Genomic DNA, 20,908 nt, shown 5'->3' with positions numbered 1-20,908 from the left:
TGGCGCCCGTCCCGCGGCTCCGGCCGCCGGCGGCGACACCGTCCGTTATTCGGCCCTCGCGCCGCGTCCGGCCGCGCCCCGTGACGGCGCCCGCCCCGGCGGCGCCCGTCCCGGCGCCGGTCGTCCGACCCCGAACGCCCCGCCCGCCACGCCTGAGATCCAGCGCGCCACCCGCCAGGCCCCGCGGCCCGGCGGCGACGTCGTCGCCCGTCGCGACGATGACGAGGATACGCGCCGCAAGGCCGGGGCCGCCCCGACCAAAGCCATCTCCCGCGTCAAGGGCGCCCAGCAGCGCCGCGAGGGCCGTCTCACCATCCAGGCCGTGGCCGGGGATGACGAGAGCGCCGTCGAACGCATGCGGTCGCTGGCCTCGGTTCGCCGGGCCCGCGAGCGGGAACGCGAGAAGCGCAAGGGCGGCGGCCAGGAAGCCGCCCGCGCCGCGCGTGAAGTCATCATTCCCGACGTCATCACCGTGGCCGAGCTCGCCAACCGGATGGCGACCCGCGGCGTGGAGATCATCAAGTTCCTGATGCGTCAGGGCGTGATGCTGAAGATCAACGACGTCATCGACAACGACACCGCCGAGCTGGTGGCCACCGAATTCGGCCACACCGTCCGCCGCGTGTCGGAAGCCGACGTCGAAGAGGGCTTCATCGGCGACGAGGATCTCGACGATCACCTGGTGTCCCGTCCCCCCGTGGTGGCGGTCATGGGTCACGTCGACCACGGCAAGACCAGCCTGCTCGACGCCCTGCGCTCGGCCGACGTGGCCAAGGGCGAGCACGGCGGCATCACCCAGCACATCGGCGCCTATCAGGTGCGCCTGGAGAGCGGCCAGTCGGTCACCTTCCTGGACACCCCCGGCCACGCCGCCTTCTCGGCGATGCGGGCCCGTGGCGCCGACGTCACCGACATCGTCATCCTGGTGGTGGCCGCCGACGACGGCGTCATGCCCCAGACCATCGAGGCCATCCAGCACGCCCGGGCCTCGGGCGCGCCGATCATCGTGGCCATCAACAAGATCGATAAGCCCGGCGCCGATCCGCAACGGGTGATCAACGAGCTGCTGCAGCACGAGATCGTCGTGGAAAGCCTGGGGGGCGACACCCAGGCCATCCAGGTCTCGGCCACCCAGAAGCTCGGCCTCGACGACCTGATCGAGGCGATCCTGCTGCAGGCCGAGGTCATGGACCTGAAGGCCAATCCCGACCGCACCGCCGACGGCACCGTCATCGAGGCCAAGCTGGACCGGGGCCGCGGCGCGGTCTCCACCGTCCTGGTCAAGCGCGGCACCCTGAAGCGCGGCGACATCGTCGTGGCCGGCTCCAACTTCGGCCGCGTGCGCGCCCTGTTCAACGAGCGCGACGAACAGCTCGACGAAGCCGGCCCCTCAGTGCCGGTGGAGATCCTCGGCCTGGACGGCACGCCCTCGCCGGGCGAGCCCTTCGCGGTGGTGGAGAACGAGGCCCGCGCCCGCGAGCTGACCGCCTACCGCACCCGCGTGAAGCGTGAAAAGGCCGGCTCGCCGGTCGCCGGCGGCGTCACCATGGCCGACTTCATGGCCAAGCTGCAGGACAAGAAGATCTCCGAGCTGCCGGTCATCATCAAGGCCGACGTCCAGGGCTCGGCGGAAGCCATCGTGGGCTCGCTGGACAAGCTCGGCACCGACGAGGTCCGCGCGCGGATCATCCTGTCGGGCGCCGGCGCCATCAGCGAGAGCGACGTCATGCTGGCCAAGGGGGCCAATTCGCCCATCCTCGGCTTCAACGTCCGCGCCTCCAGCCAGGCCCGCCAACTGGCCGAGCGGGAAGGCGTCGAGATCCGCTACTACGCGGTGATCTACGACCTGATCGACGACATCAAGGGCGTGCTCTCGGGCATGCTGGCGCCGGAACAGCGCGAAACCTTCATCGGTAACGCCGAGGTCCTCCAGGTCTTCGACATCACCAAGGTCGGGCGCGTCGCCGGTTGCCGGGTCACCGAAGGCACGGTGCGCAAGGGCGCCCGCGTCCGGATCATCCGCAACGACATCGTCGTCCTCGAACTCGGCACCCTGCAGACGCTCAAGCGCTTCAAGGACGAGGTCAACGAGGTCAACGCCGGTCAGGAATGCGGCATGTTCTTCCAGGGCTTCCAGGACATCAAAGAGGGCGACACCATCGAGTGCTTCACCCTCGAAGAGGTCAAGCGCAGCCTCTAGGCGGCGATCTTGGCCCGGGCCTGAGTTCATGAGAGCCTTCCCGGAAACGGGGAGGCTCTTTTGATGTCCGACTTCGGTGTTCCGGCCCGGCCCAATCTCGCCGCCGCCATCCTCACCGGCGGCCTGGTGGCCGGCGCCGTGGACCTGCTGGCCGCAACGATCATCTATCACGCGCCCCTGCCGGTGATCTGCAAGTCCGTCGCCGGGGGCCTGCTGGGCGCCAAGGCGGCCCAGGCGGGCGGGCTGGAAAATGCGCTGATCGGCGCGGCCTGCCATTTCGCCATCATGACCACGATCGCGGCCATCTATGTCCTGGCCAGCCGCCGCCTGCCGATTCTGGTAAGGCGGCCCCTGGTTTTCGCCCCACTTTATGGGGCCGCCATGTACGGCGTCATGAACTATGTCGTCGTGCCGCTGTCGGCCATAGGACCCAGGCCCACGCCGCCCCTGCCGATCCTGATCGAGGCGGTCGCCCTGCACATGTTCATCCTGGCCCCGATCATCGTGTTCGCAGCCCGGAAGTTCGCCCCAGCGCGCGAATAGGCCCTCGCCAAGGCCATCAAGACACCCCATTTTCCGCGCATTCGACCGCGGGGCTGAACGGAGTAGACCATGCGCATCCTTCTGGTGACCGCCCTGCTGCTGTCCCTGACCGCCTGCGCCTCGGCCCAGCGCCTGGATGCGGCGGGCGACGTGCACACCCTGCTGGTTTCCATCCGCGACGAGGACCAGGCGACCTTCGACGCCCATGTCGACCGCGACGCCCTGAAGCACGAGATTTCCGCCCGCCTGACCGCCGAGGCCAAGAGCCCCAAGGTGGACAAGAACTGGCAGGCCCTGGGGGCGATCCTGGCGCCGGCCATCGCCGACATCGCCGGCGACGCCCTGGTCCAGCCCCGGGTGTTCCACAAGGTCGCCGAGTCCTACGGCTACAAGCCCGGCCAGCCGATTCCCAACCGGATCGCCATCGCCGGCTCGCTGAAGGCCATGGACGACGGCCGGGTCTGCGCCACCCGCACCAAGGACGGGCCCTGCATCCTGGTCTTCACGCGGGAGGAGGGGGTCTGGAAGCTGTCCGGCTTCGAGGGCGATATTTCGACCCTGCGCATCAAGCTCTGATCGGGTTAGGCTCCCCGAAAAGCGGGGGGACGCCATGGGTTACGAGGCCGCGCTCAGCGCCTACGACAAGTTTCAGTTCGACGACGGGCGCTGGACCCGCGACGTCTACAGGCGCGGCTCGGGCCCCGCCGTCATCGTCATCCACGAGATGCCGGGGCTCCATCCCCTGGTGGTGCGGTTCGCCGACGCGGTGGCGGCCGCCGGCATGACCGTCTACTGCCCCAACCTGTTCGGGGTGGCCGGCCGTCCGGCGACCCACCCCCTGGGGGCGGCCACCATGCTGGCCGGCATCTGCATCCGCCGCGAGTTCAATGTCTGGGCCACCGACAGGTCCAGCCCCATCGTCGACTGGCTCCGGGCGCTCGCCCGCAAGGCCCACGCCGACTGCGGCGGCAAGGGTGTGGGGGCCGTGGGCATGTGCTTCACCGGCGGCTTCGCGCTGTCCATGATGACCGAGCCCAGCGTCGTGGCGCCGGTGCTGTCCCAACCCTCTCTGCCCCTGGGGTCGAGCAACCCCAGCCGGGCGGCCGGGATCGGCGCTTCGCCGGCGGAGATCGCCTGCGCCCGCTCGCGGTTCGCGGAGGAGGGCCTCTCCATGATCGGCCTGCGCTTCCACGGCGACCCCTTCGTCCCCGACGCCCGCTTCGACACCTACAGGCGAGAGTTCGGCGACAAGTTCGAGGCCATCGAGATCGACCCCAAGGACGCCGCCCCAGGCCCCCTGAAGCACCCCCACTCGGTGCTGACCGTGAACCTGGCCGAGGATGGGCCCACCAGGGCCGCCGAACAGCGGGTGATCGCCTTCTTCAAGGAACGCACGGGGGCGTAAGGCTGGACTTCCGACCTCCATCCCACTAGAAGCCGCCGCTTGCCTGAGACCCGCGTCCGATCCGCGGGCCAGGCCTGCGAAGGTTCAGCGATATGAAACGTCATTCCGCCGGAAAACATTCCGGCCCCAGCCAGCGCCAGTTGCGCGCCGGCGAACTCACCCGCCACGCCCTCGTCGAGGTGATGCGCGACCACGAGATCCTCGATCCGGACCTCGCCGGCGTCTCGGTGACCGTCACCCAGGTGCGGCTGAGCCCGGACCTGCGCCACGCCGTCTGCTTCGTCGAGCCGCTCGGCGGCGGCAAGGCCTCGGTGGTGGTGGACGCCCTGAACCGCCACGCCAAGTTCCTGCGCGGCCTCCTCGGCCGCTCCATCGACATGAAGTTCACGCCGGACCTGAAGTTCATCCACGACGAGACCTTCAACCAGGCCAGCCGCATGAACGCGCTGTTCGAGGACCCCAAGGTCGCCCAGGACATCGCGTCCGCCCCCGATTCCGACGAGGACTGATCTTCCCCATGGCGCGACGCAAGAAGGGCGATCCGGTCTCCGGCTGGATCTGCCTCGACAAGCCCTATGACCTGACGTCGACCAGCGCCGTCGGCCGCGTGCGGCGGCTGTTCAACGCCCAGAAGGCGGGACACGCCGGCACGCTGGATCCCCTGGCCACCGGCATCCTGCCCATCGCGCTCGGGGAAGCCACCAAGACCGTCCCCTTCCTGATGGACGCCGACAAGACCTACCGCTTCGTCATCGAGTGGGGCCGCACCACCGCCAGCTTCGACCGCGAGGGGGCCACCACGGCCACTTCCGACGTTCGACCCACCGTGGCCCAGGTGGAGGAGAAGCTGCCGGCCTTCGTCGGCGAGATCTCCCAGATCCCGCCGATCTTCTCGGCCATCAAGGTGGACGGCGAGCGGGCCTATGATCTGGCCCGCGCCGGCCAAGAGGTGGAGCTCAAGGCCCGCCCGGTCATCATCCATTCCGCCCGGGTCACCGAAGCCCCCGACGCCGATCACGTCGAGATCGAGGTCACCTGCGGCAAGGGCACCTATGTGCGCGCCATCGTCCGCGACCTGGCCGAAATGCTCGGAGCCTGCGGCCATGTCAGCGCCCTGCGCCGCACCCGGGTCGGGCCCTTCTCGGAGGACCGGGCGATAACACTGGAATTGCTTGAGGATTTGGGGCATAAGCCCGGCCATCTGGAGGCCTTGCTTCCGGTCGAGACCGCCCTGGACGACATCCCGGAGCTGGCCGTGACCGCCGAAGACGCCTTCAGCCTTAAGCAGGGACGGTCCATCCTTCTCGTTCCCCGACAGGTTGAAGCCCTGAAAGCCCGGTTCACCCTGGGTTCTCGAACCGTTTCAGTCCTATCGGAGGGTATGATGGTCGCCCTCTGCGAGATGCGCGCAGGCAAGCTCGAGCCCTCGCGAGTCTTTCATCTGACAAAGAGCGGAGACTGACCGATGTCGATTACGATTGAACGTAAAGCCGAGCTTATCAAAACCCATGGCCGCTCCGAGGCTGACACGGGTGGCGCTGAAGTGCAGGTCTCGATCCTCACCGAGCGGATCGCGAACCTGACCGAGCACTTCAAGATGCACAAGAAAGACAACCACTCGCGCCGGGGCCTTCTCAAGATGGTGTCCCAGCGCCGCCGCCTTCTCGATCACCTGAAGTCGACCGACGCCGGTCGTTATCAGGCCATCATCGAGAAGCTGGGTCTGCGCCGCTAGGACCTCAAGTCCAGCCCCCGCGAGAGCGGGGGCTTTGCGTATCAGGCTCTATTCCATTGCGCCGCTTCCCCCGCGACAGGCCGGGGGATCAAAAGCGGCGATGGGCCGCCCCTTTCGGTGGGCGCCCAATCACGCCGAGGGTTCCATAGTAATCCTCACCCCGCCTGTTTGACTGGAGAGGATTTCGGGAGCCCGACGCCCTGTCCGCCCCCGCCGGGAATACGCCCGCGGGATGAGAAAGAAGCAAAATGTTCGATATCAAACGCAAGACCATCGAGTGGGGCGGCAAGACGCTGACCCTGGAAACCGGCCGCATGGCCCGCCAGGCCGACGGCGCCGTTCTCGCCACCTACGGCGAGACCATGGTGCTGGCCACGGCGGTCTACGCCAAGAGCGCCAAGCCGGGTCAGGACTTCTTCCCCCTGACCGTGAACTACCAGGAGAAGTTCTATGCCGCGGGCAAGATCCCGGGCTCCTTCCCCCGCCGCGAGGGCGCGCCCTCGCTAAAGGAAACCCTGACCAGCCGCCTGATCGACCGTCCGATCCGCCCGCTGTTCGTCAAGGGCTTCAAGAATGAAGTCCAGGTGGTCTGCACCGTCCTGGCCCACGACCTGGAAAACGATCCCGACATCGTCGCCCTGGTGGCCGCCTCGGCCGCCCTGGTGATCTCCGGCGCCCCCTTCATGGGCCCGATCGGCGCGGCCCGCGTGGGCTACGTGAACGGCGAGTACATCCTGAACCCGACTCTCGACGAGATGAAGGAAAGCAAGATGGACCTCGTGGTCGCCTCGACCAACGAAGCCGTCATGATGGTGGAATCCGAGATCCAGGAGCTCAGCGAGGATGAGGTCCTCAAGGCCGTCATGTTCGCCCACGCCGGCATCCAGCCGGTGATCGAGGCGATCATCGAACTGGCCGAGCACTCCGCCAAGGAGCCCTTCGACTTCACCCCCGACGACACCGACGCCATCAAGGCCGAAGTGAAGAAGCTGATCGGCAAGGATCTGGCCTCGGCCTACAAGATCGTCGCCAAGGGCGAGCGCCAGGACGCGGTGGGCAAGGCCAAGGCCAAGGCCACCGAGAAGTTCGGCAAGTCCGACGCCAACCCGGCCGGCTACGCCCCCGACAAGCTCGCGGGCGTCTTCAAGGAGCTGGAAGCCGACGTCGTGCGTCGCAACATCCTCGACACCGGCATCCGCATCGACGGCCGCACCGTCGACAAGGTCCGCCAGATCGTCTCGGAAGTGGGCGTCCTGCCCCGCGCCCACGGTTCGGCCCTGTTCACCCGCGGCGAAACCCAGGCCCTGGTCGTGGCCACCCTGGGCACCGGCGACGACGAGCAGCTGATCGACGCCCTGGAGGGCAAGTACTACGAGAAGTTCATGCTGCACTATAACTTCCCCCCCTTCTCCGTGGGGGAAACCGGCCGCATGGGCGCTCCGGGTCGCCGCGAAGTCGGCCACGGCAAGCTCGCCTGGCGCGCCATCCGGCCGATGCTGCCGAGCCAGGAAGACTTCCCCTACACCATCCGCCTGGTCTCCGAGATCACCGAGTCCAACGGCTCGTCCTCGATGGCCTCGGTCTGCGGTTCGTCCCTGGCCCTGATGGATGCGGGCGTGCCCCTGAAGAAGCCGGTCTCCGGCATCGCCATGGGCCTGATCCTCGAAAAGGACGGCTTCGCGGTTCTGTCGGACATCCTGGGTGACGAAGACCACCTCGGCGACATGGACTTCAAGGTCGCCGGCACCGAGGACGGCATCACCTCCCTGCAGATGGACATCAAGATCGCCGGCATCACCGAAGCGATCATGAAGCAGGCCCTGGAGCAGGCGAAGGGTGGCCGCAAGCACATCCTCGGTGAGATGGCCAAGGCCATGGAAGCCCCGCGTCAGGAACTCGGCGAGTTCGCCCCGAAGATCGAGACCATGAAGGTCCCGGTCGACAAGATCCGTGAAGTGATCGGGTCGGGCGGCAAGGTCATCCGCGAGATCGTGGAAAAGACCGGCGCCAAGGTGGACATCGAGGACGACGGCACCATCAAGGTCTCGGCCTCCGACCAGTCCAAGATCGACGCCGCCAAGGAATGGATCAAGTCCATCGCCTCGGAGCCCGAGCTGAACGCCATCTACACCGGCAAGGTCGTGAAGATCGTCGACTTCGGCGCCTTCGTGAACTTCTTCGGCGCCAAGGACGGCTTGGTTCACGTCAGCCAGATCTCCAACGACCGCGTCGCCAAGGTCTCCGACGTCCTGACCGAGGGCCAGACCGTGAAGGTCAAGCTCCTGGGCTTCGACGATCGCGGCAAGACCCGCCTGTCCATGAAGGTCGTCGACCAGGAAACCGGCGAAGACCTCTCGGCCAAGCAGGGCGAAGACGCGTAAGCGCCTTCACCTCCGGGACATCGAAGGGGCGGCCGCAGCGATGCGGCCGCCCTTTTTGTTGCGCCCGGGTCCGGTCGGCCGCCCCAATCCAGCCATGGTGGCGGCGGAGATGGAGACCCTTCCAAGGAACGTAGGAGGCGCGTCATGGCGGACGCCCAGACGACGGAGCAGGTGCGCGGGCTGCTGAAGGCCGCCCTGGCGGAGCGCAGGATCGACTACCGGGAGCTGGCGTCCCTGCTCGGGCGGATGGGGACGCCCTTCAGCGAGGCGCAGGTGGCCGAGCGGATCGATCACGGCGAGATCACGGGCGCCTTCTTCACCCTGTGCTGCGAGGCCATAGGGGCCCCGATCATCCATCTCGACTTCTAGGCGCACGGCCATCGCCCAAAAGCGAAAGGCCCGCCGGGGGTGGCGGGCCTTCGTTTCTCTCGATGAGTGAGAACGCCTAGCTGCGCAGCTTGCGCAGCAGCTGATCGAGATCCCGCGCCAGGACCGGATCGTCGGCCTTCAAGGCCTCGATGCGGCGCACGGCGTGCAGGACGGTGGTGTGGTCGCGGCCGCCGAACCTGCGGCCGATGTCGGGCAGGGAGCGGGTGGTGATCTGCTTGGCGATCCACATGGCCGCCTGGCGGGGCCGGGCGACGGCGCGGGCCCGGCGCTCGGAGATCATGTCGGCCTGCTTGAGGCCATAGTGCTCGGCCACGGCCTTCTGGATCTGGTCCACCGTCACCCGCTTCTCGGTGCAGGACAGGTGGGGCCGCAGGATGGCCTGGGCCTCGTCCAGGGAGAGCTTGGCGATCTCGCCGCCCACCCGGGCCACCAGGGTGTTGAGCGCCCCCTCCAGCTCGCGCACGCTGTCGGTGAAGCGGTCGGCGAGGAATTGCAGCACCTCGGACTTGGCCGAGGGGATGAAGCGGCCCTGGCCAGCCAGGGTGGCCAGCTTCCGCTCCAGTATGCCCAGGCGCAGGGTGCGGTCGGCGGGCTCGATGCCGCAGACCAGACCGGCCTGCAGGTGGCTGCGCAGGCGCGGCTCCATCTCCGACAGCTCGGCCGGCGAGCGGTCGGCGGTCATCACCACCCGGCGGCCGTCCTCGATGAGGGCCATCAGGGTGTGGAACAGCTCCTCCTGGGTGGAGGTCTTGCCGGCCACGAACTGGACGTCGTCGATGAGCAGCAGGTCAGCGTTGCGCAGCTCTTCCTTGAAGGCCGCGGTCTGGCGGTCCTGGACCGCCTTGACGAAGGTGGAGGTGAAGCGCTCGGCGGTCAGATAGACCACCCGCTTGCCCGGCGCGGTCCGCATGGCCTCCCAGGCCATGGCGTTGAGCAGGTGGGTCTTCCCGAAGCCGTAGGGGCCGTGGAAGAGTACGGGATTGAAGTGGCCGTCGGCCCAGGAGGCCACCCGGCGGGCGACCGCGAAGGCGAACTCGTTGGCGGGGCCGGCGACGAAGGTCTCGAAGGAGAAGCGGTCCTGCAGGCCCTGCTGGCGCGCGGCCTTGGGTTGGCTGATGTCGACCTCGATCTCGATGACATCGGTGTCGGCGTCCCGGACGGCGGCAGCGGCGGCCGGGGCGACGACGGCCACCATGGGCGCGGCCGGGCCGGCCTGGTCGAATTCCATGCGAGACTTCAGGTCGAGGGGACGGCCCATGGGATCGTTCTGCGCCCACAGCTCGCCGATCCGGCGCCAGGCGTGCCGGCGAATCCAGTCGCGCGCCACGCCGGTGGCGGCCACCAGACAGACTTCTCCCCCACGCTCGCGCAGGGCCGCCTGGCCCAGCCACGAGCCGAACGTGGCTTCACCCAGCTCGCGCTTCAGGGCCTGGCACGTCTTCGTCCAGACCGCGCCCGCCGGCGTTTCCGCCATGTCGCCCGCAATGCCCCCGGTCGTCATCGTCATCACCAACCATCACCTGCCCGTCCGGTCTAGGCCCCGCGCCTCACCGGATCTTTGTTCAACAAACACAAGTTCTTAGTCGCCGAGAAGATAGACTCCCCCCGCCGCTTTTTTCATCCGAGATAGGATGGAAGAACGCGCTTAAGACCTCGAACACTAGTCAGGGCGACCGGGGGGTCAACGCAGATTCTTCGCCCGTCCAGTCGATATTTTCGTTGACTCAAATCGACCCCTCGCGCGGCAAGGGAATCCCGAAATCGACCTTCCGTTAACTGAGAACATTCGTCGCAGGCTTGGCTTTGAAATGCTGCGGCGCACGAAAACACCCGCGGGTCTTTCAACCCGCGGGTGCGTCAAAATGGTCAGTTATTTCAGAAGGATAGCTGCCAAGCTAGACGCTCGGCGCCGCAACCTTAGGCAGCGGCCATCTTCTTGAGCTGAGCCGCCAGGCGGGACACTTTTCGCGACCCGGTGTTCTTGTGAACAACACCCTTGGTGACCGCGCGCATCAGCTCCGACTGGGCCTCGACGAAGGCGGCCTTGGCGGCGGCGGCGTCGCCCGAGGTCAGGGCCTCTTCGAACTTGCGCAGATAGGTCCGCACGCGCGAGCGGCGGGCCTTGTTGACTTCGGTGCGGCGTTCGATCTTGCGAACGGCCTTCTTGGCGCCAGGCGTATTGGCCATGATTTAGCTCTCAAAACGGCTCGCGCCCGAACCTGCGCTCGGGCGGGTAAATTGGAGGCGCGGATATACGGGAAGGCGCCCTGCGGGTCAATGCGGCTCGGCAGCTATTCCGCGGCCTGGGTGAATCGGCGCCAGGCGGGATGGGCGCTCACCAGGTCCGCCATCTGCTGATAGCCCCCCGCCCCGGGGTGGGCGCCGTCCCAGGCGGCGGCCTCGGTCTGCCACAGGCCGCCGGCCGCCAGGGGGTGGAAGACGTCGATGAAGGGGGCCTGCAGCCGTCCGCACAGGGCCAGCAGGGCGGCGTTGAGGCTCTCCACCCGGGCGCAGACCCCGGGGTCGGCCACCGGCGGCGGCCCGACCATCAGGACGGGCGCCAGGGCCCGCGCCTGGGTCAGCACCGCGCGCGCGTTCTTCAGGGTCTCGGCGGTCGCCACCCTCGGCGCGCCGTCCTCCAGGTGGCAGTCATTGACGCCGAAGGAGAAGACGATCCGCAGGGGTTCGTCCGGGGTCAGCCGGACCCTGGCCTCGGCCTCCCAGCGCCCGGCGATGTCGGCGGAGGTCTCCCGCCGCACCCCCAGGTTATAGAGGGTGATCTCGCGCCGGCCGGTGATCGCCCGCCCCACCCAGCCCAGATGGTCGGGATCCCCGGCGCCTGCGACCATGGAATCCCCAAAGGCGATCAGCCGCACCGATCAGGAGCCCTTGAAGTCGGGCTTCCGCTTCTCGACGAAGGCGGCCATGCCCTCCTTCTGGTCCTGGAAGGCGAAGAGGGAGTGGAACAGCCGCCGTTCCAGGGCCACGCCGGTGGCGAGCGTCGTCTCATAGGCCGCCTCCACCAGCTCCTTGTTCATCATCACCGCCAGGGGGGATTGGCCGGCGATCTTGGCGGCCGCGGCCATGGCCTCCTCGATCAGCTTGTCGGGGGCGGTCACGCGGGAGACCAGGCCTGAGCGCTCGGCCTCGGCGGCGTCCATCATCCGGGCCGTCAGGATCATGTCCATGGCCTTGGACTTGCCCACGAAGCGGGTCAGGCGCTGGGTGCCGCCGATGCCGGGGGCGACGCCGAGATTGATCTCCGGCTGGCCGAACTTGGCGGTCTCGGCGGCGATGATGAAGTCGCACAGCATGGCCAGCTCGCAGCCGCCGCCCAGGGCGTAGCCGGCCACCGCGGCGATCACCGGCTTGCGGAACTGCTCCATCCGCCGGGCGAAGGCGCCGAAGAAGTCCTGGGTGAACATCTCGGCATAGGTCTTGTCCGACATCTCCTTGATGTCGGCGCCGGCGGCGAAGGCCCGCTCCGACCCGGTCAGGACCAGGCAGCGGACCCCGTCATCGGCCTCGGCGGCGTCCAGGGCCGCCGACAGCTCCGACAGCAGCTGGGTGTTCAGGGCGTTCAGCGCCTCGGGCCGGTTCAGCCGGATCAGGGTCACCGCCTCGGTGGTCTCGACGATCAGGGTCTCATAGGCCATGGCCGGTTCCTCTTGCGTGTAGGAGCCCGATTACGGCCCCTCGACCGAATAGCCAAGCGCCCGCAGCCGGGCGGGCACCCCGTCGGCGGTCAGCAGGTGGCCCACCCCCACCACCACCACCGTGCGGCCATGACCCTTCAGTCGCCCGTCCAGCACCTGGGTCCAGGCGGCGTTGCGCTCGCTCACCAGCCGCTCATAGAGGGCGGGTGAGGCGTGGCGCAGCGGCTCCAGCGCGTCCCGCTCCAGGGCGGCGGTGTCGGCGGCCATCCAGGCGGCCACCAGCCGATCATAGGCGTCGGGGTCCTTCTCCATCTGGTCCAGGCTCTCCTCCAGGGAGGCCACCTGGGCCGGGACCGGGGCCTCGTCGAACAGGGCGATCTGCTGGGCGGCGGTCTCGAAGGCCCGGCGCTGGGCGCTGGCGGGCGCGATGGCGGCCAGCGCCTTCTCCACGCCGGAGTCGGTGTCGGCGCCGGCGGCGCGGAACTCCGCGCCGGCCAGGGCCACCTCGGCGAACCAGGGCTCCAGGCGATCGAGGAAGCCTGGGGTCAGGCCGTACTTCTGGCTCGCCTTGGCCAGCGCGCTCGCCCCGGTGGGCGACAGCAGGCCGCTGAGGGACTTGTCGGGGGGGAGCACGCCCCTGGAGGCCGCCAGGCCGGCGATCTGCGCCTCCGTGGCCGGTCCCATGGGCAGCTCGAACCAGAGGTCGTCGGCCTTGGCCAGGGCGGCGTCCAGGGCCGGAGGCCGCCAGTCCAGGCCCGGCGGCAGGACGTGGACGGAGCCAAAGATGAGAACCTCGGAATCGGCGTCGCGCACGATCCAGACCGGCGGCTTGGCCAGGGCGGGGCCGGCGATCAGGAACGCCGCCAGGGCGAGCGGGCCGAGCTTGAACATGGGGGAAACCTAGGAGGGGAGGGCGCCGCGCGCCATTATTTCTGGCAAACCGGGCAGAAGAAGGTCGAGCGCCCCGCCTGGACCTCGCGGGCGATGACGCCGGCGCAGCCCTCATTGAGGCAGCGCTGGCCCTCACGGCCATAGGCGCGGAAGCGGTGCTGGAAATAGCCCAGCGCCCCGTCGGCGCTGGCGTAGTCGCGCAGGGTCGAGCCGCCGGCCGCGATGGCCTCCTCCAGCACCTCGCGGATGATGGCCACCAGGCCCGGCAGCTTTCTCGGCGAGATGGACCCCGCCGGCTTGAAGGGGGAGATGCGCGCGCGGTTGAGCGCTTCGCACACATATATATTGCCCAGGCCCGCCACCACGCGCTGGTCCAGCAGCAGGGTCTTGGGACCCTGTTTGCGGCCCGCGAAGGCGGCCTGCAGGCCCTGCGCGTTGAACGCCTCGGAGAGGGGTTCCGGCCCCAGCCCGGCGAACCAGGGATGCTCCGCAAGCGTCGCCGTCTCGATCAGCGCCATGTAGCCGAACCGGCGGGGGTCGTAGTAGGTGACCCGGCCGCCAGCCTGGGTCTCGAAGACCACGTGGGCGTGCTTGGGGTCGGGGTCGGCGGCGTAGACGAACTCGCCGGGCCGCACCGTCCCCTCGGGGCGGGCGATCTCGAAGCGGCCGCTCATCCCTAAGTGCATCACCAGGGTCTCGCCGCGGTCCAGCACCCCCATCAGGTACTTGGCGCGGCGCTCCAGGCGCTGGATCGTCGCCCCGGTCAGGCGCTGGACGAAGCCGTCGGGGAAGGGGAAGCGCAGGTCGGCGCGGCGGGCCTCCACGCGGGAGAGCCTCTGGCCCTCCAGCACGGGCGCCAGGCCGCGGCGGACGGTCTCGACCTCGGGAAGTTCGGGCATGGCCTGGAGTGGCATGGGTCGCGCCCGGGCTCAAGCCGGCGAGGCTGGCGCGGCCGGCCCTCGCGGTCTAAGACCGCTCATCATGACAGGACCCGCCGCCACCTTCGGATTCCGCGACGTGGACCCCGCCGAGAAGCCGAGCCTCGTGCGCGGCGTCTTCGACCGGGTCGCCAGCCGCTACGACCTGATGAACGACCTGATGAGCGCGGGCGTGCACCGGCTCTGGAAGGACGCTGTCGCCGCGCGGCTGAACCCGCAGCCCGGCGAGGTCATCATCGACTGCGCCGGGGGCACCGGCGACATGGCCCGCCGCTTCGCCAAGATGGCGCGGGCCGCCCAGCTGCGCCGGGGCGGGGACGACGCGGCCATCCACATCATCGACTACAACGCCGAGATGATCGCCGCCGGGCGCGAGCGGGGCGGGGAGCCGGAGATCACCTGGACCGTCGGCGACGCCCAGCGTCTGCCCCTGCCCGACGCCAGCGCCAACGCCTATGTCATCTCCTTCGGCATCCGCAACGTCACCGACATCTCCCAGGCCCTGCGCGAGGCGCGCCGGGTGCTGAAGCCGGGGGGCCGGTTCCTGTGCCTGGAGTTCTCGCAGCCGGCCACCGAGGCCCTGCGGAAGGCCTATGACGCCTATTCCTTCAAGGTGATCCCGGCCATCGGCGAACTGGTGGCCAAGGATCGCGCCTCCTACCAGTACCTGGTGGAGAGCATCCGCCGCTTCCCCGACCAGAGGACCTTCGTCGACCTGATCACCAAGGCCGGCTTCGGCAAGGCCGGCTACACCAACTTCACCGGGGGCGTCGCGGCCCTGCACCACGGTTGGGCTGTCTGATCGGTGGGGACCTTGTCGGCCTATGGTCGGTTGGTGGGGGCGGGCCTGCTGCTGGCGCGCAATGACGCCCTGCTGCCCCGCGAACTGGACGGCCTCTACCCGCCCGGCCTGAAGGTCCTCGCCAACCTGTCGCGCATGGCGGCCGGATCGTCGGCCCGCGTTGGCCGCCCCGGCGAACGCCTGGCCCGCTCCCTGGAGCAGCTGGGGCCGGTGGCCATCAAGCTGGGCCAGCTTCTCTCCACCCGGGCCGACATCTTCGGCGAGACCTTCGCCCTGGATCTCGCCCGCCTGAAGGACAAGCTCGATCCCTTCCCCACCGACCAGGCCCGCCGCGAGGTGGAGCTGACCCTCGGGCGCACGGTGGAGAGCCTGTTTGGCGCCTTCGGCCCGCCGGTCGCCGCCGCCTCCCTGGCCCAGGCCCATGAGGCTGTCCTGCTGGACGGCCGCCGGGTGGCGGTGAAGGTCCTGCGCCCCGGGGTGGCCCTGCGGGTGGCCCAGGACGCCGAGGCCATGGCGCTCGCCGGCGCCCTGGTGGAGCGCTGGAGCTTCGCGGCCCGGCGTCTGGAGCCCCGGGCGCTCGCCGCCACCGTGATCCGCGCCACCGAGTTGGAGCTGGACCTCCGCTTGGAGGCCGCCGGCGCCGACGAACTGGCCCAGGTCATGGCCCGCGACGGTTATATGTCGACGCCGAAGATCGTCTGGGAGGGGGTCGGCAAGAGGGTGCTGACCCAGGAATGGGCGGCGGGAACCCCGCTCTCCGATCCCGCGGCGCTGGATCTGCCCGGACTCGACCGCCAGGCCCTGGCCGACAATCTGATCCGGGCCTTCCTGGCCCAGGCCCTCGACCATGGGGTCTTCCACGCCGACCTGCACGAGGGGAACCTGTTCGTCGCCGCCCCGGACCGGGTCGTGGCCGTCGACTTCGGCATCATCGGCCGCCTGGGCGCGCCGGAGCGGCGCTACCTGGCCGAGATCCTCTGGGGCTTCCTGGAAAAGGACTACGACCGGGTCGCCCAGGTCCACTTCGAGGCGGGCTATGTCCCGGCCGGCCACAGCCCCGCGGCCTTCGCCCAGGCCCTGCGGGCGGTGGGCGAGCAGGTGTTCGGCCGCCCGGCCAACGAGATCTCCATGAGCCGGGTGCTGATCCAGCTGTTCGAGATCACCGCCCTGTTCGACATGCGCCTGCGCCCGGAACTGGTGCTGCTGCAGAAGACCATGATGACGGTGGAGGGGGTGGCCCGGCGCATCTGTCCCGACCACGACATCTGGGCCGCCGCCGACCCGGTGGTGCGCCGCTGGATGCTGCGGGAGCTGTCCCCGGCCGCCAAGGCCAGGCGCTTCGCCGAGGAGGGCCTGAGCGCCCTGCGCAACCTGGGCCGTCTGCTGGAGGCCCCGCCCGCGCCCGCCGTGACGGTTGTGGAGACCGAGGCCGCCCATCCCGCCCGCTGGTTCGCCATCGGGGCCCTGGTGGCCACCGTGGTCTTCTGGCTGGCGAGCCGGCTGCCTAGCTAGGCTTCGTCCGCGCGCCCCATTCCTCGGCGGTGAGTTCCTCGACCCCATCGTCTCCGAACAGGCTGATTCGGCCCGGCCGGAAGACGGCGGTCTTGCCGATCGTCGGCATCTCGGCCACTTCCACCCGCGCCCGCTCGCCGGCGGTGAGATAGAGCAGGTCGCCGGTCCCGGTGTTGCGGAAGGCGTGCACGACCCCGTCGGTGGGGAAGCCCACGAAGTCGCCGACCCCCACGGGGTGGGCCACACCGTCCAGCACCACCTGGCCCGAGCCCTCGAGGACGAAGATGAACTCCTCCTCCACGGCGTGGCTGTGGGCGATGAAGCTCTCCTTGCCCGGCGGCAGGCGGACCAGGTTGGTCAGGACCCGCCTCATGCCGGTCTGGTCCCCGAGCCGCGCCATCTTCATCTCGGAGTCGGGATTGAAGGGGTGGCGGCCGGAGGGCAGGGCGGCCCAGTCCAGGTCGCGGGTGCGGACGATGTGTTTGGGGTCAGCCATCGTCACTGTCCCTGTCCTTGCGGGCCGCCGTCTGGCGCTTGGCCTCACGGGCCTTCTGCTCGTCCCAGTAGGCGGCGCCCTCGTCGGGCTTGAACATGGTGCGCGGCGCGCCCTCCTTGTTGGCCACGGCGAAGACATTGCCCTTGGGATCGTAGAACAGGGTGTCGCCGTTGGACCGCTTAAGGGTCTGGGTGCCGGCCGGCGGGTGGTCGACGAAGGCGTGGGCCTTCTTGACGAAGGCGTCCAGGTCCTTGGCGCCGAAGTCCTCGCCGTTGCGCTCGAAGCTCTTGGCGGCGTTTTCCTGGGCGCTGCCCTTGCGGCTGGAGGACCACATGGGCTTGCCGTCCACCTGCGGCACGGCCTCGTCGCGGCGGTCGGCGCTGGCGGTCGCGGAAACATGTTCCCCGCTGTCGGAGGCCGAAGCGGCCGACGAACCGCTAGACTCAGAGGGCCTGTTCGCCACCGCCGAGGGCCGCTCGCAGGCGGCCAGCAAGACCAGCGCGGCGCCCGCGCTCAACCACACCTTGAACCCAGCCATCGTGTTCTCTCCCTGCACGGCCAAGTGAAGCGGGAACAAATTAAGAACAGATCGGCGGGTTTGTCCAGCGCCCGCGTTTGGCCTATGACCGGGGACCAACACCCAAGGGGGCGCGAAGCCTTGTCGGAAAAGCGGATTCTCCTGATCGTGGGCGGCGGGATCGCGGCCTATAAGAGCCTCGAGCTGGTGCGGCTGCTGCGCAAGGCGGGCGTCGCGGTGCGGCCGATCCTGACGGCCGCCGGCGCCCAGTTCGTCACCCCGCTCAGCCTCTCGGCGCTTTGCGAGGACAGGGTTTATTCCGAACTCTTCGCCCTCGATGACGAGGCCGAGATGGGCCATATCCAGCTCTCGCGCTCCGCCGACCTGGTGGTGGTGGCGCCGGCCACCGCCGACCTGATGGCCAAGGCGGCGGGCGGCCTGGCGAACGATCTGGCCTCGACCACCCTGCTGGCCACCGACAAGCCGGTGCTGATGGCGCCGGCCATGAACGTGCGGATGTGGAACCACCCGGCCACCCAGCGGAACCTGGCCACCCTGCGGGCCGACGGGGTGAGTTTCGTGGGCCCCGATGAGGGGGCCATGGCCTGCGGCGAGTTCGGACCCGGGCGCCTGGCGGAACCCGCAGACATTTTCACCGCCATCATGGCCGCCTTGCAGGGTCCGCCGGCCAAGCCGCTGGCGGGCAAGCGCGCCATCGTCACCGCCGGCCCCACCGCCGAGCCCATCGATCCGGTCCGCGTGCTCACCAACCGCTCCAGCGGCAAGCAGGGGTTCGCGATCGCCGCGGCGCTGGCCGAGCTGGGCGCCCAGGTGACCCTGGTGGCCGGACCCGTGGCCCTGCCCACCCCGCCCGGCGTCACCCGGGTGGACGTGGAGACGGCGCGCGAGATGCTGGCCGCCTGCGAGGCCGCCCTGCCCGCCGAGATCGCCGTCTGCGTCGCCGCGGTCTCCGACTGGCGGCCGGAGGCGGCGGCCGAGGTGAAGATGAAGAAGGGCGCCGAGGGCCCGCGGGCCCTGAAGCTGGTGGAGAACCCCGACATCCTGGCGACCCTGGCCAACGGCTTCCGCCGCCCCAAGCTGGTGGTGGGCTTCGCCGCCGAGACCCACGACGTGGAGACCTACGCCCAGGCCAAGCTGGCCAAGAAGGGCTGCGACTGGATCGTCGCCAACGACGTCAGCATCGAGGGCACCATGGGGGGCGACGACAACGCGGTCTCTATCGTCACGGCCCAGGGAATCGAGCGATGGGAGCGGACCGCCAAGTCCCAGGTCGCCCGCAAGCTGGCGGCCCGCATGGCCGAGGAGCTGTCGTGAACCTGCCCATCAAGCGCCTGCCGCATAATTCCGACCTGCCCCTGCCGGCCTATGAGACCGCCGACTCCGCCGGCATGGACCTGCGCGCCGCCGTGCCCGAGGGCGAGCCCCTGGTGATCCGCCCCGGCGACCGCCACGCGGTGCCCACCGGTCTCTCCATGGCGATCCCCCGCGGCTTCGAGGGCCAGGTGCGGCCGCGCTCGGGCCTGGCGCTGAAGTCCGGGATCACCTGCCTGAACACGCCGGGCACCGTGGATTCCGACTATCGCGGCGAGGTGAAGGTCATCCTGATCAACCTGGGCGCAGAAGATTTCACCGTTCGCCGCGGCGACCGCATCGCCCAGATGGTGATCGCTCCGGTGATCCAGGCGGCGGTGGCTGAGGTCAGCGACCTCGACGAGACGGCGCGCGGGGCCGGCGGGTTCGGCTCGACCGGGGCGGCCTGAGGAGTCGAAGAGGGTCCCTTCACCCCCCGTGGGAGAAGGTGGCGCGGGGGGCGCGCCGATGTGGGGTCGCAGTTCCCTCTCAGAAAACAACGGCGGGGGTTTGCCGGATAGGCCTATCGACCCGGCATCCGACCCAGCTCAGCAGGGCCGCCTTCTCCCGCAGGCGAAGGATGACAGAGGCTCTTCAACGAAACACCAGGCCTAGAACTCCAGCGCCGGGCTCACGAAGCCGGTGATATTTTCATCGATGGCCTGGGCGACGGCGAGGGTCTTGGCGTCGCCGCCGTGGGGGCCGATGAGCTGGACGCCCACCGGTAGGCCCGACATGGCGTGGCCGGCGGGCACGGTGGTCACCGGCAGGTGGCAGGCCGTGGCCAGCGCGATCCAGTTCAGCATGGAGCCGTAGGGCAGGGTCTCGCCGTTGGAGCAGGTGATCTTGCGGCCGGCGAAGGGCCGGTGGTTGTGCTGGAAGGCCACGGTGGCGCTCACCGGCGCCAGGATCACGTCGAAGCGGGAGAAGACGTCCTTGAGGCTGTCGCGCAGGCGGCAGCGGACCTCGTCTGCCTCCAGCCACTCGGCGTGGGTGGCGGTATAGGCCCGCACCTGGGCGATGGCGGAGCGCTCGTCGGCGCCCAGGGTCACCGCCAGCTTGGAGACGCCGCGCATGGCGGCCATCTGCTTGCGCTGGGACTCGGGTAGGTCGGTCGCCACGATGGAGCCCAGCAGCACCTGGTAGGCGCCCATCAGCTGATCGACGGGCACGGGGCTGGAGATCGGCTCCACCTGGGCGCCGGCGGCGATCAGCTTGGCGGCGAAGGCCTCGATCACCGTGCGCACCTCGGCGTCGAGGGGGAAGCCGTCGGCCTCCAGCCACAGGCCGATGCGGGTCTTCTCCAGGTCGGCGGGCGGGGCCTTGGCCGCCACCGGCCCCCCGGCGATCACGGAGAGCAGCAGCTTCAGGTCCCGCGCCGAACGCGCCAGGGGGCCGACGACGTTGAGGTCGCGCTCGGCATGGGCGCCGGGCTGGGGCGGCACGTGGCCGATCTGCGAGACCAGGCCCCAGGTGGGCTTGTGGGAGAAGACCCCGCAGAAGTGGGCCGGCACCCGGAGGGAGCCTCCGATGTCCGATCCGATCTCCAGGGCGGTGATCCCGACGGCGAGCGCCGCGGCCGCCCCGCCGGAGGAGCCGCCGCTGGTGCGTTCGGGGTCCCAGGGATTGTTCGTGGTCCCGAACAGGGCGTTGAAGCTCTGCCAGTCCCCGGCCATCACCGGGACATTGGTCTTGCCCCAGATCACCGCCCCGGCCCGCCGGGCGCCGGCCACGGCGGGGGCGTCCTCGCAGATGCGGTGGCGGAAGGCGTCCAGGCCGGAGGAGGCGGGCATGCCGGCCACGTCCAGGGTGTCCTTGACGGTCATGGGCAGGCCGGCCAGGGGCCCGAGCAGGCCGTCCTTGGCGCGGGTGTCGTCGATGGCCCGGGCGCGCTCCAGGGCGTAGGCCAGGTCGGCGTTGACCACGGCGTTGACGCGCTTGTGCAGCTTCTCCTGGCGGCCGAGGGCCAGCTTCAGCAGCTCCTCGGCGGAGATGCGCTTGGAGGCCAGGGCTGCGAGCTGGCTGGTGGCGTCCTGGTCGAGGATGTCTCCGGGCATCGTCCCTCTCGCTG

The 20,908-nt window shown here is 69.5% G+C and carries 22 protein-coding genes; 13 read left to right on the top strand and 9 right to left on the bottom strand.

The annotated features are described in order from the left end of the window. The 9 genes from infB to ACO06I_RS16125 form a co-directional block, all read left to right on the top strand. Window positions 1-2,200, top strand: a 2,200-nt coding sequence (gene infB / locus ACO06I_RS16165) for a translation initiation factor IF-2 (RefSeq protein WP_421933582.1), incomplete at its 5' end; no start/stop codon positions are given. A gap of 63 nt (window positions 2,201-2,263) precedes the next feature. Further along, a complete protein-coding gene (locus ACO06I_RS16160) occupies window positions 2,264-2,743 on the top strand; it encodes a hypothetical protein (RefSeq protein ID WP_421933581.1) in 480 nt (159 codons plus the stop codon). 69 nt (window positions 2,744-2,812) lie between these two features. Then, window positions 2,813-3,319: a DUF2939 domain-containing protein gene (locus ACO06I_RS16155; protein ID WP_421933580.1), complete on the top strand. Its 507-nt coding sequence runs from the start codon at window positions 2,813-2,815 to the stop codon at window positions 3,317-3,319. Between the two features lie 34 nt (window positions 3,320-3,353). Next, the gene (locus ACO06I_RS16150; RefSeq protein WP_421933579.1) at window positions 3,354-4,148 is read left to right on the top strand and encodes a dienelactone hydrolase family protein; all 795 of its coding nucleotides are present in this window, start codon (window positions 3,354-3,356) and stop codon (window positions 4,146-4,148) included. 74 nt (window positions 4,149-4,222) lie between these two features. Beyond that, window positions 4,223-4,657 (top strand): 30S ribosome-binding factor RbfA, encoded by a 435-nt coding sequence (rbfA, locus tag ACO06I_RS16145; RefSeq protein WP_421933645.1) that lies wholly within the window; start codon window positions 4,223-4,225, stop codon window positions 4,655-4,657. Window positions 4,658-4,665: 8 nt separating this feature from the next. After that, the gene (truB, locus tag ACO06I_RS16140) at window positions 4,666-5,610 is read left to right on the top strand and encodes a tRNA pseudouridine(55) synthase TruB (RefSeq protein ID WP_421933578.1); all 945 of its coding nucleotides are present in this window, start codon (window positions 4,666-4,668) and stop codon (window positions 5,608-5,610) included. Between the two features lie 3 nt (window positions 5,611-5,613). Continuing rightward, the gene (gene rpsO / locus ACO06I_RS16135) at window positions 5,614-5,883 is read left to right on the top strand and encodes a 30S ribosomal protein S15 (RefSeq protein WP_421933577.1); all 270 of its coding nucleotides are present in this window, start codon (window positions 5,614-5,616) and stop codon (window positions 5,881-5,883) included. A 248-nt stretch (window positions 5,884-6,131) separates the two neighbouring features. Next, on the top strand, window positions 6,132-8,264 hold the full coding sequence (gene pnp / locus ACO06I_RS16130; RefSeq protein WP_421933576.1) for a polyribonucleotide nucleotidyltransferase: 2,133 nt from the start codon (window positions 6,132-6,134) through the stop codon (window positions 8,262-8,264). A gap of 144 nt (window positions 8,265-8,408) precedes the next feature. Continuing rightward, window positions 8,409-8,633 carry a DUF6471 domain-containing protein gene (locus ACO06I_RS16125; protein ID WP_421933575.1) on the top strand — a complete coding sequence of 75 codons (225 nt, stop codon included), beginning with the start codon at window positions 8,409-8,411 and terminating at the stop codon, window positions 8,631-8,633. Between the two features lie 76 nt (window positions 8,634-8,709). Here the strand turns inward: ACO06I_RS16125 and dnaA are convergent, their stop codons facing one another. From dnaA to mutM, 6 genes are all read right to left on the bottom strand, one after another. After that, a complete protein-coding gene (gene dnaA / locus ACO06I_RS16120) occupies window positions 8,710-10,161 on the bottom strand; it encodes a chromosomal replication initiator protein DnaA (RefSeq protein WP_421933574.1) in 1,452 nt (483 codons plus the stop codon). A 410-nt stretch (window positions 10,162-10,571) separates the two neighbouring features. Beyond that, on the bottom strand, window positions 10,572-10,841 hold the full coding sequence (gene rpsT / locus ACO06I_RS16115) for a 30S ribosomal protein S20 (RefSeq protein ID WP_293497186.1): 270 nt from the start codon (window positions 10,839-10,841) through the stop codon (window positions 10,572-10,574). Between the two features lie 104 nt (window positions 10,842-10,945). After that, window positions 10,946-11,530: a GDSL-type esterase/lipase family protein gene (locus ACO06I_RS16110; protein ID WP_421933573.1), complete on the bottom strand. Its 585-nt coding sequence runs from the start codon at window positions 11,528-11,530 to the stop codon at window positions 10,946-10,948. A 3-nt stretch (window positions 11,531-11,533) separates the two neighbouring features. After that, the gene (locus ACO06I_RS16105) at window positions 11,534-12,310 is read right to left on the bottom strand and encodes an enoyl-CoA hydratase (protein WP_421933572.1); all 777 of its coding nucleotides are present in this window, start codon (window positions 12,308-12,310) and stop codon (window positions 11,534-11,536) included. Between the two features lie 30 nt (window positions 12,311-12,340). Next, window positions 12,341-13,201, bottom strand: coding sequence for a TraB/GumN family protein (locus ACO06I_RS16100; protein ID WP_421933571.1), 861 nt, complete (start codon window positions 13,199-13,201; stop codon window positions 12,341-12,343). A 35-nt stretch (window positions 13,202-13,236) separates the two neighbouring features. Next, window positions 13,237-14,100, bottom strand: coding sequence for a bifunctional DNA-formamidopyrimidine glycosylase/DNA-(apurinic or apyrimidinic site) lyase (mutM, locus tag ACO06I_RS16095; protein WP_421933644.1), 864 nt, complete (start codon window positions 14,098-14,100; stop codon window positions 13,237-13,239). An 82-nt stretch (window positions 14,101-14,182) separates the two neighbouring features. Between mutM and ACO06I_RS16090 the strand changes: the two genes are divergently transcribed. Continuing rightward, window positions 14,183-14,941, top strand: coding sequence for a class I SAM-dependent methyltransferase (locus ACO06I_RS16090; RefSeq protein WP_421933570.1), 759 nt, complete (start codon window positions 14,183-14,185; stop codon window positions 14,939-14,941). Between the two features lie 3 nt (window positions 14,942-14,944). Further along, entirely contained in the window at window positions 14,945-16,453 is a 1,509-nt protein-coding gene (ubiB, locus tag ACO06I_RS16085; protein ID WP_421933569.1) for a 2-polyprenylphenol 6-hydroxylase, read from the top strand. On the opposite strand, the gene ACO06I_RS16080 is transcribed toward ubiB, so the two are convergent. Further along, on the bottom strand, window positions 16,446-16,949 hold the full coding sequence (locus tag ACO06I_RS16080) for a cupin domain-containing protein (protein ID WP_421933568.1): 504 nt from the start codon (window positions 16,947-16,949) through the stop codon (window positions 16,446-16,448). The two genes, ubiB and ACO06I_RS16080, sit on opposite strands and share 8 nt — an antisense overlap. Next, window positions 16,942-17,487, bottom strand: coding sequence for a hypothetical protein (locus tag ACO06I_RS16075; RefSeq protein WP_421933567.1), 546 nt, complete (start codon window positions 17,485-17,487; stop codon window positions 16,942-16,944). The genes ACO06I_RS16080 and ACO06I_RS16075 overlap by 8 nt, the downstream gene beginning before the upstream one ends. Before the next feature lie 120 nt (window positions 17,488-17,607). On the opposite strand from ACO06I_RS16075, the gene coaBC reads away from it, so the two are divergent. Continuing rightward, on the top strand, window positions 17,608-18,801 hold the full coding sequence (gene coaBC, locus ACO06I_RS16070; RefSeq protein ID WP_421933566.1) for a bifunctional phosphopantothenoylcysteine decarboxylase/phosphopantothenate--cysteine ligase CoaBC: 1,194 nt from the start codon (window positions 17,608-17,610) through the stop codon (window positions 18,799-18,801). Continuing rightward, window positions 18,798-19,247, top strand: coding sequence for a dUTP diphosphatase (dut, locus tag ACO06I_RS16065; RefSeq protein ID WP_421933565.1), 450 nt, complete (start codon window positions 18,798-18,800; stop codon window positions 19,245-19,247). The genes coaBC and dut overlap by 4 nt, the downstream gene beginning before the upstream one ends. A gap of 201 nt (window positions 19,248-19,448) precedes the next feature. Here dut and ACO06I_RS16060 read toward each other — a convergent pair whose 3' ends face one another. Next, window positions 19,449-20,894, bottom strand: a complete 1,446-nt coding sequence (locus ACO06I_RS16060; protein ID WP_421933564.1) for an amidase family protein — start codon at window positions 20,892-20,894, stop codon at window positions 19,449-19,451. Window positions 20,895-20,908: the final 14 nt, after the last annotated feature.

Origin of the sequence: Phenylobacterium sp. (assembly GCF_965229015.1) — a bacterium.
GTDB lineage: Bacteria > Pseudomonadota > Alphaproteobacteria > Caulobacterales > Caulobacteraceae > Phenylobacterium.
This window is presented reverse-complemented; position numbering and strand designations above follow the sequence as displayed.

What these genes read in the sequence shown, in the direction of transcription:
- ACO06I_RS16150 (WP_421933579.1), top strand. Translation starts at nt 3,354, where the DNA reads ATGGGTTACGAGGCCGCGCTCAGCGCCTACGACAAGTTTCAGTTCGAC.
- ACO06I_RS16105 (WP_421933572.1), bottom strand. Translation starts at nt 12,310, where the DNA reads ATGGCCTATGAGACCCTGATCGTCGAGACCACCGAGGCGGTGACCCTG.
- rpsO (WP_421933577.1), top strand. Translation starts at nt 5,614, where the DNA reads ATGTCGATTACGATTGAACGTAAAGCCGAGCTTATCAAAACCCATGGC.
- ACO06I_RS16090 (WP_421933570.1), top strand. Translation starts at nt 14,183, where the DNA reads ATGACAGGACCCGCCGCCACCTTCGGATTCCGCGACGTGGACCCCGCC.
- ACO06I_RS16125 (WP_421933575.1), top strand. Translation starts at nt 8,409, where the DNA reads ATGGCGGACGCCCAGACGACGGAGCAGGTGCGCGGGCTGCTGAAGGCC.
- pnp (WP_421933576.1), top strand. Translation starts at nt 6,132, where the DNA reads ATGTTCGATATCAAACGCAAGACCATCGAGTGGGGCGGCAAGACGCTG.
- truB (WP_421933578.1), top strand. Translation starts at nt 4,666, where the DNA reads ATGGCGCGACGCAAGAAGGGCGATCCGGTCTCCGGCTGGATCTGCCTC.
- dnaA (WP_421933574.1), bottom strand. Translation starts at nt 10,161, where the DNA reads ATGACGATGACGACCGGGGGCATTGCGGGCGACATGGCGGAAACGCCG.
- rpsT (WP_293497186.1), bottom strand. Translation starts at nt 10,841, where the DNA reads ATGGCCAATACGCCTGGCGCCAAGAAGGCCGTTCGCAAGATCGAACGC.
- ACO06I_RS16080 (WP_421933568.1), bottom strand. Translation starts at nt 16,949, where the DNA reads ATGGCTGACCCCAAACACATCGTCCGCACCCGCGACCTGGACTGGGCC.
- ACO06I_RS16100 (WP_421933571.1), bottom strand. Translation starts at nt 13,201, where the DNA reads ATGTTCAAGCTCGGCCCGCTCGCCCTGGCGGCGTTCCTGATCGCCGGC.
- ACO06I_RS16155 (WP_421933580.1), top strand. Translation starts at nt 2,813, where the DNA reads ATGCGCATCCTTCTGGTGACCGCCCTGCTGCTGTCCCTGACCGCCTGC.
- mutM (WP_421933644.1), bottom strand. Translation starts at nt 14,100, where the DNA reads ATGCCCGAACTTCCCGAGGTCGAGACCGTCCGCCGCGGCCTGGCGCCC.
- ACO06I_RS16160 (WP_421933581.1), top strand. Translation starts at nt 2,264, where the DNA reads ATGTCCGACTTCGGTGTTCCGGCCCGGCCCAATCTCGCCGCCGCCATC.
- ACO06I_RS16075 (WP_421933567.1), bottom strand. Translation starts at nt 17,487, where the DNA reads ATGGCTGGGTTCAAGGTGTGGTTGAGCGCGGGCGCCGCGCTGGTCTTG.
- ACO06I_RS16060 (WP_421933564.1), bottom strand. Translation starts at nt 20,894, where the DNA reads ATGCCCGGAGACATCCTCGACCAGGACGCCACCAGCCAGCTCGCAGCC.